We start from the raw sequence: 10,862 nt of genomic DNA, 5'->3' as shown, positions 1-10,862 counted from the left end.
TACGTGCGAATGTCGCAAATTTCTTGTAAAGTTCTCGAAAGCAGCATAAGTAGCGCAAAGGATACACATAAAAATCTATTGCGCTGCTTATGCTGCTGTATGGGAAATTACACCTGTTTTCCTGCACTCAGTCTTATAAATTTATCTACCTGCAAAGGCAGTTCTTCTTCGTAGTGAGTAACATAAATAAGTGTAACGGGCATATGTTCGCAGAGTTGTTCGATCACTTTCTTGAAATGGGTCTTCTGCTGTGTGTCCAGCCCCTGGCAGGGTTCATCGAGTATCAGCAGTGGCGGGTTCTTCACAAGGGCGCGGGCCAGCAAGGTGAGTCGCTGCGTACTTTCAGATACCTGTTTGAATGGCATGCCGGCATGAGATTCAATGCCAAGTACATTCAGCCAGCCGCGTGCAATGGTTTCCTGTTCCGGTGTTACCTGGCGGGAACTTCCGATAATATCGGAGAACCCTGTGCATACTACTTTCAGGCAGTTGTCGCGGGAGGTAAAGTATTGGTGCAGCTCCGGAGAGATGAAACCAATTTTTTTCTTGATATCCCAGATGCTTTCGCCGGTGCCGCGGCGGCGGCCAAACAGCCATAACTTGTTGGCATATGCCTGCGGGTTATCACCGTTGATGAGGCTGAGCAAGGTGGATTTACCGGCGCCGTTGTGGCCCAGCAACGCCCATTTTTCATCCGTCTTTACCTCCCAGTTGATATTGTCGAGTATAATATTCTCCCCATATTTCACGGTTACATTTTCCATGCGCACAATGGTATCGAAGCTGGTAATCTCACGGTGCTTCACCAGCGCCGCAATGCTACTGGCTTCCATGGGAGGCAATGCTATTTCTTCTTCCGGCAGCGGCAGCTGTATGAACTCGCTGCGTGTATACTTTCCCGTTATTTCGCCATTTTCGAGAGTCAGTAAATGCGTGATGTGATCAGGTATTTCGCGGGGCGTAGTGGCCAGTATCACGGTGGTGCCATTGCTGATGATCTCATTGATCATCCGGCTGAAATCCTTGCGTGTTTGCACATCCAGTCCGATGTAAGGATTATCGAGCAACAGCAGCCGTGGATATTGCAGCAAAGCGCGGGCAATCATCACACGGCGCGTTTCTCCATTGGAGAGCTTTATCAGCCGTTTTTCAAGCAGCGGGGCTATTTTCAGCGGTTGCAGCAATACCGGTACTTCCATAATGCCCAGGTATTCGGTGACCGTGGGCGAATTGTCGGCGTCCATACTGTTGAACCGCTGCTGGTAATAGAAGTCCGTAGTGGTGTTGGAAAGATTACGGAATGTATGATGATGCCCAACCAGCTCCACCAGGTTCCGGTAACTAAAATAAGGATCTGTAATGGTATGCTGTTGTTTCCATTCTTCATAAAAATGATAACGGATACCGCCATTGATAATATTGAACTTACCGATGATGGTATTCAGCAAAGCCGTTTTCCCTGAGCCACTGGGACCTGTAACCGCCCATTGCTCTCCTTTACCTATCTCCCAGGAGACAGATTCGAAAAGGGTTTTATCCAGATATCTTACCTTGATGTGTTCCAGGGAAAGGAATGGTGCTTTTGAGTCCATGATTTCATAAATTGGGCTAAAGATTCATATGTCGTCTATAAAATTAATAGTATTATTGAAAGGTTCTGTTAAATTTATGGTTGTAGCAAATCAGCTATTATGAACTGGATAGTAAAGAAATTTGATGAATTGACCACCAACGAACTATACGCCGCATTACATCTCCGCTGTGAAGTGTTCGTGGTAGAACAACAATGCGCATATCAGGATATGGACTATTCCGATCAGCAGGCGCTGCACCTCATGGGTAAAGACGATAATAACCAGCTAGTAGCCTATACCCGCATCTTCGGACCTGGTATTAAATACAAAGAATCATCAATAGGAAGGGTAATTACCTCTCCCAAAGCCAGAGGAAAAGGCGCCGGCCGTGAACTGATGGAAAAGAGTATCGCCGTAATCGAAGAACACTTCGGGAAGGTACCTATTAAAATCAGCGCCCAGCAATACTTGCAGCGCTTTTATACCTCTCTCGGCTTTGAACAGACAAGTGATACTTACCTGGAAGATAATATTCCCCACATAGAAATGCTGAAACAGTGACTAATGATGATTTAAGTAGATCCTCCTGATGAGTGAAGATTTATTTTCTTACATACATCTGGTATTTTAATGCTATACTTTCCTTGTATTGTGTCGGTAGGATACCCTCAGACCCGCCGGGGCAACTCCCGGTCATCCTCCGGTCAAAGGCCTATTAAAAGCGTACTCGGGATAAAATAAAGAACCCGATCCATACAACCGGATCGGGTTCTTTATTGTCTTTTATCTTCACTCATCAGGAGCAGATGCTCAAATCACCATTAATCACTGTTACCGTTTAGGTATCTTCTTCTTCTTTTCCAGGGGCACTTTCAGGTGTTCCCTGATGTTATATAACGGTATCTGGTATGATACAGTGTATTGCATATCAAATACGGCCCTTTTGGAGCCGCTGCCAAAGCCGGGAATGACCAACGGCGTCATTTCATCTGTTTTCACAGAGTTAAGCAGGATGCGTTCACGGATGTTCCAGCCAATGAAAAAGTTCTTCAGCACTTCGGCTTTCAGTCCCAATACCAGTTCTATCCAGTGTGCATTGACGCTGGTTTTGGGAAGACTACCGGTTAAGTTGCTACCCCAGTAACTGTTTTTAATCTGGTAGGTAGGCACTTCATAGGAAAAGTGTGAAAAGCCATAACGGACACCTCCGAAGAACATGTTCTTCTCAGAAGGATACAGCCGCTTCATGAAGTTATAGTCTATCCCCAGCGTAATGAATGGGCCGCTGCCCTTATAAGTATAGCTGGTATCGCTGTGTTTTGAATTGGTGTAGCCCAGTTCCACTGCGAGATACAGGTTACTTTTAATGCGGGCATCTGCTACAACGGTTACTTCCTTACGGTATGGATAATAGATAGACGTCACGATGCGGCTAAGATCCAGTCCCAGCCGGAGCCCGCCGGGAACGGTCCAGGTGCTGTCCTTGAATTTGATGGCGGCAGCTGCGGAGTCGGCGCGCTTCAGCAGGCGGGTGGTATCCGCTGCTGGTTTGCGGACTGTATCAGTTTTAGCGGCTGCAGGTTTGTTTTGTGCGTATGCAGTAACGCCCCACAGGATACTAATTAGCGTACAAGAATAAAGTAAGATGCGTGTCATTACTGCTGGTTACTGACTTTAAGTTAATTACGAGCGAATCTATTGTATTATGTGTCGTGAGCACCGTATCGAGCAAGAAGTAAGTGCCGAAGCCACATCCCGGCGAGATGAAGTGTGTACTGCGTTTATACCTGAAGGTCAGGGTATCAGATACCAGCGCAGAGTCCAGTTGCAGGGAGTACCGGCTGCTGTCAGCAATAGGTGACAGCGGCGCAAAGATATTCTGAGTGGCCACCCTATTGTACAGAAGACTGTCTCTGCCAACCGCGCGCATCACCACTTTGGGCATGATAGTATCCGTGATCCTGTGTATAACAGTATCCCTGATCCGGATCGCAGTGTCGCGTTTGAAATTGGCGCGCAGATTGGTACTCAGGGTCTGGTCGCACACCTTGGTTTCATTTTCGCAGGCCATAAATGCTGCGAAAATGAAACAGGCTAGTAATATCTGGTGAATTGTTTTCATTACTTGGGTAAAACAGTTGGCAATATATTAAATTCCCAGCTCCTTTTTCAGGAACCTGGCGGTGTGGCTGTCTTTACAGCTGCTTACCTGTTCGGGGCTACCTGTGCAAAGGATAGTGCCGCCGCCGCCGCCACCTTCAGGGCCAAGGTCTATGATGTAGTCCGCCATTTTTATCACGTCCAGGTTATGTTCAATTACCAGTACAGTATTGCCGCGATCCACCAATTTGTTGAGCACATTCAGCAGTAGCACAATATCCTGGAAGTGAAGGCCTGTGGTGGGCTCGTCGAGAATATAAATGGTTTTGCCGGTATCTTTTTTGGATAGTTCCGTAGCCAGCTTTACACGCTGCGCCTCGCCACCGGAAAGGGTTACCGCTGATTGTCCCAGAGTGATGTAACCGAGACCCACATCCTGCAAGGTTTTGATCTTGCGGTAGATCCAGGGCACCGGCTGGAAGAATTCTACGGCTTCATCTACCGTCATATCCAGTACATCGGAGATGGATTTGCCTTTGTAGCGGATCTCCAGTGTTTCGCGGTTGTAACGGCGACCATTACACTTCTCACAGTGTACATATACATCCGGCAGGAAGTTCATTTCAATGACGCGCATACCACCACCTTCACAAACGTCGCAACGACCAGTTTTCACGTTGAAGGAGAAGCGGCCGGCATTATAGCCACGGATCTTTGCTTCCGGTACCTGTGCAAATAAAGTACGGATATCGGTAAAGAAGCCGCAGTAAGTGGCCGGGTTGCTGCGTGGAGTACGGCCTATAGGCGACTGGTCTATCTCTATCACCTTGTCGATATGCTCAAGCCCTTTGATGCTCTTGTAGGGCATGGGTACCAGCTTGGAATCGTAAGCGTGTTTGGAGAGGATTGGATACAGTGTTTCGTTGATCAGCGTGGATTTGCCACTTCCGGAAACACCGGTTACACAGATGAATGTACCCAGGGGCAGTTTAATGCTAACGTTCTTGAGATTATTTCCGGTAGCGCCTTTTAGTTCGAGTGAATTGCCATTACCCTTACGGCGTTCGGCAGGTATTTCCATGGCCCGCTGCCCGTTGAGATAACCGGCAGTAGGGGTATCGAGTTTCAGTATATGTGCGGGGGGGCCCTGTGCGATGATTTGCCCGCCGTGAACGCCGGCTCCGGGGCCTATGTCCACGAGGTGATCAGCATGGAGCATGATGTCTTTGTCATGTTCTACTACGATCACGGTGTTGCCCATTTCCTTGAGGTTACGCAGCGCGTCTATCAGCTGCATGTTATCGCGCTGATGCAGGCCGATACTGGGCTCGTCGAGAATGTAGGTGATGCCCATAAGCTGGGAACCTATCTGTGTGGCAAGTCGGATACGTTGAGATTCGCCACCACTGAGGGTTCTGGTAGCCCGGTTGAGCGTGAGGTAGTTCAGCCCTACGTTGAGCAGGAAGCCAAGGCGTTCCCTGATCTCTTTCAGAATATCTTTGGCAATTGCATTCTCTTTCTTCTCCAGCCTGCTTTCAATATCATTGAACCAGTTGCGGAGTTTGTCAAGGTCCATATTTCCGAGTTCGGAAATATTCATACCATCCACTTTGAAATAAAGGCTCTCCTTTTTCAGACGCGTACCGTTACATTCGGGGCAGGTGCTGAGTTGCATGAAGCTTTCGGCCCAGCTGCGCACATGATCGGAAGACGAATCATTGAAGTAGCGGCGCACCATATTGACTACACCTTCATATTCGGTAGCGTATTTGGTTTCTTCTTCCTTACCGTTGCTGTTTTCTTCAAACGACATATCAACTTCGAGTTTCCCGTTCTCATCACCAAACAGTAACACGTTCAGGGCTTTCTCAGGAATAGAAGAGATGGGCGCTGAGAGAGAGAATTTATACTTCTTCGCGAGCTGCTGTACCTGTTTGAAGGTGAAGGTATCGCGGGCTTCGCCCAAAGGAGCCAGACCACCGTCGTTAAGAGATATGCTCTTATCCGGGATGACGGAATCCATGTTGATTTGGTAGATAGTACCAAGACCCTTACAGCGCGGACATGCACCATACGGAGAATTGAAGGAGAACGTGTTGGGAGACGGTTCTTCATAAGAAAGACCGGTGTCTTCACACATCAGCTGCTTGCTGTACTGACTTACCTTGTTGGTATCATTGTCCATTACAAACAGTAATCCTTTGCCCATGGTGAGCGCTTTCTGTACGCTCTGGCTGATACGCGCGCGCGCGTCATCCTGCACCTGGATGCGGTCTATCACCAGTTCAATGTCGTGGATCTTGTAGCGGTCCACCTGCATTCTTTCCTTCAGATCGAGGATTTCACCATCCACGCGCACTTTCAGGTATCCCTGTTTGCGTACCTGTTCGAAGAGTTCACGGTAGTGACCTTTACGGCCACGCACCAACGGCGCGAGTATTACCAGCTTCTTCTTGTTGTAATTTTTGAAAAGGTGTTCCAGTATTTCCTCTTCCGAGAAGCGCGTCATGCGCTTGTTCGTGTTGTAGGAATAAGCCTGGCCTATCCTTGCGTACAACAGGCGAAGGAAGTCGTATATCTCGGTGATGGTGCCAACAGTAGAGCGCGGATTTTTGTTGGTGGTTTTTTGTTCGATGGAAATAACGGGAGAAAGACCGGTGATTTTATCAACATCTGGTCTTTCCATATCGCCGATGAACTGGCGGGCATAGGCGGAAAAACTTTCCATATACCGACGTTGGCCTTCTGCATAAATAGTATCAAAAGCGAGCGAGGATTTTCCACTGCCACTGATACCGGTGATTACCACCAGTTTATTTTTAGGCAACTGCAGGTCGAGGTTTTTCAGGTTATGCTCCCGTGCGCCAAATACTGCTATCTGATCATCGGCCGCGGTTTCCGGTACGGCGGCAGCGGTTACATTCTCTTTTTTCTTTGCCATAGTAATAAACTACTAAGCTACGAAACAATGATGAAATTATGATTGATTTGATGATGGAGAGACGGTGGAGATATGAGCGAAGTTTGGCGTTGATGATGTTAATAGTATTGATAATAAAGCGAATGACCCGTCCTGGAAAATTCCTGAACGGGTCATTCGCTTTATTTTATTATTCCTGATCTACCAAATCCGGATAGTCAGAAAAATCATTTGTATTTTTTGAACACAACGATAGCGTTGTGGCCACCAAAGCCAAAAGTGTTGCTCATGGCGATGTTTACAGGGCGTTGCTGTGCTTTGCCCAGGGTGAGGTTCAGGTTAGTAGGAATGCCTTCGCCCAGCGTGGTGGTGTTGATGGTGGGAGGAACAATATCTTCCTGTGTAGCTTTGATACAAGCTATTGCCTCAATGGCGCCCGCAGCACCCAGCAGGTGACCGGTCATGGATTTGGTAGCGCTGATGTTCAGCTTTTCAGCATGATCGCCAAATGCTGCTACGATGGCTTTCAGTTCGCTGACATCTCCCACTGGAGTGGAAGTGGTGTGCGAGTTGATGTAATCCACGTCGGTAGTAGTGATATCTGCATCTTCAAGTGCCTGTTCCATACCGAGGCGTGCACCCAGGCCTTCAGGGTGAGTGGCAGTGAGGTGATAAGCATCACAGGTCATAGCCCCACCGATCATTTCGCCGTATATTTTAGCGCCTCTGGCCACTGCATGTTCATATTCTTCCAGGATGATAGCGCCAGCACCTTCGCCCATTACAAAGCCGTCGCGGTCTGTATCAAACGGACGGGAAGCGTGTTCCGGATCATCGTTGCGGGTAGACAACGCTTTCAGCGCGTTGAAGCCGGCAATACCAGCACGTGTTACAGGGGCTTCGGAGCCGCCGGCAACGATCACGTTGGCTTTGCCCAGACGGATGTAATTGAATGCATCAACCAGGCCGCTGGTAGAGGATGCGCAAGCAGATACTGTACAGAAGTTGATGCCCATGAAACCGTATTTCATAGCAATCTGGCCGGCAGCAATATCAGAAATCAGTTTCGGAATGAAGAACGGATTGAATTTAGGAATGAAGCCATTCTGGGTGAATTCAACGATCTGTTCTTCAAACGTGAGCATACCGCCGTTACCGGAGGCCCAGATTACACCTATCTTTGTTTTGTCAATGCCTTCTTGGTCAATGCCGGCATCCAGCACCGCTTCTTGAGCAGCCGCCATAGCGTACTGTGTGAAGGTGTCCATTTTACGGGCTTCCTTCTTTTCCATATATTTTTCCACATCAAAACCTTTTACCTCACAGGCAAATTTGGTTTTGAACTCAGTAGTGTCGAACCTGGTGATAGGAGCGGCGCCACCAACACCTGCCTTCAGGTTGTTCCAAAATGTGTCTACATCATTCCCGATAGGTGTCAGTGCTCCCAAGCCGGTAACCACAACCCTTTTCAGTGTAACAGTACGCATATTTTTTACTTTAATAAAAAAAGTTAGAGCGCAAATTTAGTTACTTATTGTTATGAATAAACATATTCATTAAGATAATATCACATAACTTTCCTGTTTGCGCCTGAAATGCGGCAGGGGCGGGCATTTTATAATACCGCGCCCCCTTATAAAAGATGTGAAAAATGTTATAAAGTGCTAAATTCCTGCGCTCAGGCGGCCGCTACGGCGGCTTCTGGCAGTACGGCAAAGCGCCGTGTACGCTGTTTCAGGAAAGAGATGATCTCGGCGTCTGACTGAAACGTATCCCCGATATTCACAAAATGTTTGGCGAGCAGATCGTAGCGCTTGCCCATCAGGTAAGCCCACACATGCAGGAAGTGAATACCGTCAAATACAATGGCATTGTTGCTGATGTATTCGTCCAGGGTCTTGCGGAAGTATACGGGATGGTCAGTCCAGTGCATATTGGGTTTTACGTGATGACTGATATGATAGCCATCATTCCAGCATTTGTGGTTATACTTCGTATTGATGCAGGTAATACTGTTCTTGTAATTATTGTCCGGATCGGAAGGACAAACAAAGGCGTGTTGTGCCCAATTGCCCACCATCATAATAATACGGGAAATAATGAAGGGTAATATAAATACCACAAATGTGGCAGGAAAGTTAATGAAAGACAGGGCTACGCAGCCCAGAATGAAAACGAGCTCACCGCGTACAGAGCGATACAGGAGCTTCTTCCTTTTCTTACGTACAAAATAAGTGGCAAGGCGATACACACCGGCAAAGAAGAAACTACCCAGATATTGCAGGAATCCGGGTAGGGAGTCGCGCTGGTATTTCATGGTAGAGCTTTCGTCTTCGGGCATATTGTTCTCAGCGTGGTGCATCCCGATATGGTGACTGTAGTAAGTTTCAGGCGTTTGTCCGAACAGCGGCCCTATCACCCAGGGAAGGTAATGATTGAGCAGCTGGTACTTTTTAACGAAGAATACACGATGGCTGGTGCAGTGCAGCATCAGGCCGAATGGACCCTTAAAGGTAACATTGTTGAAGTACTGATATGCAATGACGGCTGTCCACCATAGCCAGGAGTTCACACCGGGCCAGTACAGTAAAATAGCCAGTGGCCATAGTGTAAGCGTAATTTTCAATGTCAGGTATGCGAAAGGAAGATCACGTTCATCCCGGATCATTTTTTTTAATAAGCGGTCTAAAGCCGTTTCCTGTGTGGGTTTTACGAATACAGGATCCGAGATTTGCGAGAGATACTTCATAATCCTTTGATATCAGTTAGAAGATTGAACCGTTGGCTACAGTACCAGTTGTAAGTTGGTGTTATAGACACGAACTCAGTTTATTTTTAAGTGTTAGTTATAAAACGTTGAGGCAGGGATAATAGTATCTGTATTATTTGCTACCTGCTCGTAAGATAGCCATTTTGTGTCTTGTTGTTACTTCTTTCATTTCTTTTAACAGTTATTTTGTAATTTTCCCCCAATGCATTTCTCCGGTAGCACGCAAAATAAGGCCTGTACAGGCAGAAAACGCATCTTCAGAACCAATCAAACATTTATCGAACGATGAAGAGACTAACCCTAAAGGATGTCGCTAAAATGGCCGGTGTAGCGCCTTCCACGGTATCTTTTGTACTGAATGGGAAAGGAAAACAGATGCGTATCCGGGAAGAACTGGCCAACAAAATCCTGCAGGTAGTGGAGAAATCCGGCTACGAGCCCCACCGTGTGGCAGTGAACCTTCGTACAGGCCAGTCGAAAACACTGGGGCTTATTGTGGAAAGTATTTCCGGAAGTTTCTTTGCCAGCCTGGCCAAAACCATAGAGACCGAAGCGGAAAAAATGGGTTATAATGTTGTGTATTGCAGCACGGAAAACAACGCCCAGAAAGGTGGTGAACTGATACGTATGCTGGGCCGCCAGATGGTAGACGGGTATCTGATTACACCTGCGCCCGGTATGGAAAAGGAAATACAACAGCTGGTACAGCACCATAAGCCTGTAGTACTGATGGATAGCTACTTTCCTAATATCAAGACTCCTTACGTACTGATTGATAATTTCGACGGTGTACAGAAAGGTGTGGAGCACCTGATCAAAAAAGGAATCACCAAAATAGGGTTTGTAACAGTGGATGTGAAACTGATACAGCTGCAGGAACGGCTCCGTGGCTATACCTCCACTATGAAGGAACATGGGATCACCGTAAAAAAGAAACATATCCTGCACGTGCAGTATCACAAGCAACGTGAAGACTCGCTGAATGAGCTCCAGGAGTTTATTGAAAGCAATCCTGAGCTGGACGCCATTTTCTTCGCCACCAACTATCTCGGTATCATGGGTCTGGAAGTTATCGCCCGCCTGGGCCTCCGCATGCCTGATGACCTCAATGTAATCTGCTTCGACGATCACGACATATTCCGGCTCTATCCTCCTGGTATCTCCGTGATAGAACAGCCCATTGAAGGTATTGCCCGCACTGCTATAGAACTACTGATGCATCAACTGGGCAAAGACAAGACGCCGCTTAAAGATACCGCGGTGGAGCTGCCCGGAAGATTTATCGTCCGCGGTTCCGCCTGATCTTTCAATGGCAGGCAGTAATAAGAAAATATTAAAATGTTAAAATAATATGTGGAAATCGGAAAATATTTATACATTTATTTCCGGCTACGAGTCGATAATAAAAAAGATTCTCTGAATCTTTTTTTTCTCTGCCTGTGCTAAATCGATTTTCTATATTATCTTAATATCCACGTGTGGCCTGGCCCGGGGCAGC

Annotated in this window: 8 protein-coding genes; 2 read left to right on the top strand and 6 right to left on the bottom strand. The window is 47.2% G+C overall.

Annotated features, from left to right (window positions below):
* Window positions 1-107: 107 nt before the first annotated feature.
* A complete protein-coding gene (locus tag VM802_RS00445; RefSeq protein ID WP_325526806.1) occupies window positions 108-1,592 on the bottom strand; it encodes an ATP-binding cassette domain-containing protein in 1,485 nt (494 codons plus the stop codon).
* Between the two features lie 99 nt (window positions 1,593-1,691).
* Between VM802_RS00445 and VM802_RS00440 the strand changes: the two genes are divergently transcribed.
* Entirely contained in the window at window positions 1,692-2,135 is a 444-nt protein-coding gene (locus tag VM802_RS00440) for a GNAT family N-acetyltransferase (protein ID WP_325526804.1), read from the top strand.
* Between the two features lie 270 nt (window positions 2,136-2,405).
* On the opposite strand, the gene VM802_RS00435 is transcribed toward VM802_RS00440, so the two are convergent.
* The 5 genes from VM802_RS00435 to VM802_RS00415 form a co-directional block, all read right to left on the bottom strand.
* Window positions 2,406-3,230, bottom strand: coding sequence for a DUF6048 family protein (locus VM802_RS00435; RefSeq protein WP_325526802.1), 825 nt, complete (start codon window positions 3,228-3,230; stop codon window positions 2,406-2,408).
* Entirely contained in the window at window positions 3,193-3,696 is a 504-nt protein-coding gene (locus VM802_RS00430) for a DUF6452 family protein (protein WP_325526800.1), read from the bottom strand. The genes VM802_RS00435 and VM802_RS00430 overlap by 38 nt, the downstream gene beginning before the upstream one ends.
* A 27-nt stretch (window positions 3,697-3,723) precedes the next feature.
* Window positions 3,724-6,615, bottom strand: coding sequence for an excinuclease ABC subunit UvrA (uvrA, locus tag VM802_RS00425; RefSeq protein WP_325526798.1), 2,892 nt, complete (start codon window positions 6,613-6,615; stop codon window positions 3,724-3,726).
* A 206-nt stretch (window positions 6,616-6,821) separates the two neighbouring features.
* Window positions 6,822-8,081 carry a beta-ketoacyl-ACP synthase II gene (gene fabF, locus VM802_RS00420; protein WP_325526796.1) on the bottom strand — a complete coding sequence of 420 codons (1,260 nt, stop codon included), beginning with the start codon at window positions 8,079-8,081 and terminating at the stop codon, window positions 6,822-6,824.
* Between the two features lie 191 nt (window positions 8,082-8,272).
* The gene (locus VM802_RS00415) at window positions 8,273-9,343 is read right to left on the bottom strand and encodes a fatty acid desaturase family protein (protein WP_325526794.1); all 1,071 of its coding nucleotides are present in this window, start codon (window positions 9,341-9,343) and stop codon (window positions 8,273-8,275) included.
* Window positions 9,344-9,649: 306 nt separating this feature from the next.
* On the opposite strand from VM802_RS00415, the gene VM802_RS00410 reads away from it, so the two are divergent.
* Window positions 9,650-10,666 (top strand): LacI family DNA-binding transcriptional regulator, encoded by a 1,017-nt coding sequence (locus VM802_RS00410; protein ID WP_325526792.1) that lies wholly within the window; start codon window positions 9,650-9,652, stop codon window positions 10,664-10,666.
* Window positions 10,667-10,862 lie beyond the last annotated feature (196 nt).

Source organism: Chitinophaga sp., assembly GCF_035538455.1.
In the GTDB taxonomy this organism is placed as follows: domain Bacteria; phylum Bacteroidota; class Bacteroidia; order Chitinophagales; family Chitinophagaceae; genus Chitinophaga.
Note: the sequence above shows the minus strand (reverse complement) of the source record. Positions and strands in the feature narration are given on the sequence as shown.

Bases quoted from the DNA above. Each gene is read 5' to 3' on its own strand.
- VM802_RS00445 (WP_325526806.1), bottom strand. From the start codon at position 1,592: ATGGACTCAAAAGCACCATTCCTTTCCCTGGAACACATCAAGGTAAGA.
- VM802_RS00440 (WP_325526804.1), top strand. From the start codon at position 1,692: ATGAACTGGATAGTAAAGAAATTTGATGAATTGACCACCAACGAACTA.
- VM802_RS00435 (WP_325526802.1), bottom strand. From the start codon at position 3,230: ATGACACGCATCTTACTTTATTCTTGTACGCTAATTAGTATCCTGTGG.
- VM802_RS00430 (WP_325526800.1), bottom strand. From the start codon at position 3,696: ATGAAAACAATTCACCAGATATTACTAGCCTGTTTCATTTTCGCAGCA.
- uvrA (WP_325526798.1), bottom strand. From the start codon at position 6,615: ATGGCAAAGAAAAAAGAGAATGTAACCGCTGCCGCCGTACCGGAAACC.
- fabF (WP_325526796.1), bottom strand. From the start codon at position 8,081: ATGCGTACTGTTACACTGAAAAGGGTTGTGGTTACCGGCTTGGGAGCA.
- VM802_RS00415 (WP_325526794.1), bottom strand. From the start codon at position 9,343: ATGAAGTATCTCTCGCAAATCTCGGATCCTGTATTCGTAAAACCCACA.
- VM802_RS00410 (WP_325526792.1), top strand. From the start codon at position 9,650: ATGAAGAGACTAACCCTAAAGGATGTCGCTAAAATGGCCGGTGTAGCG.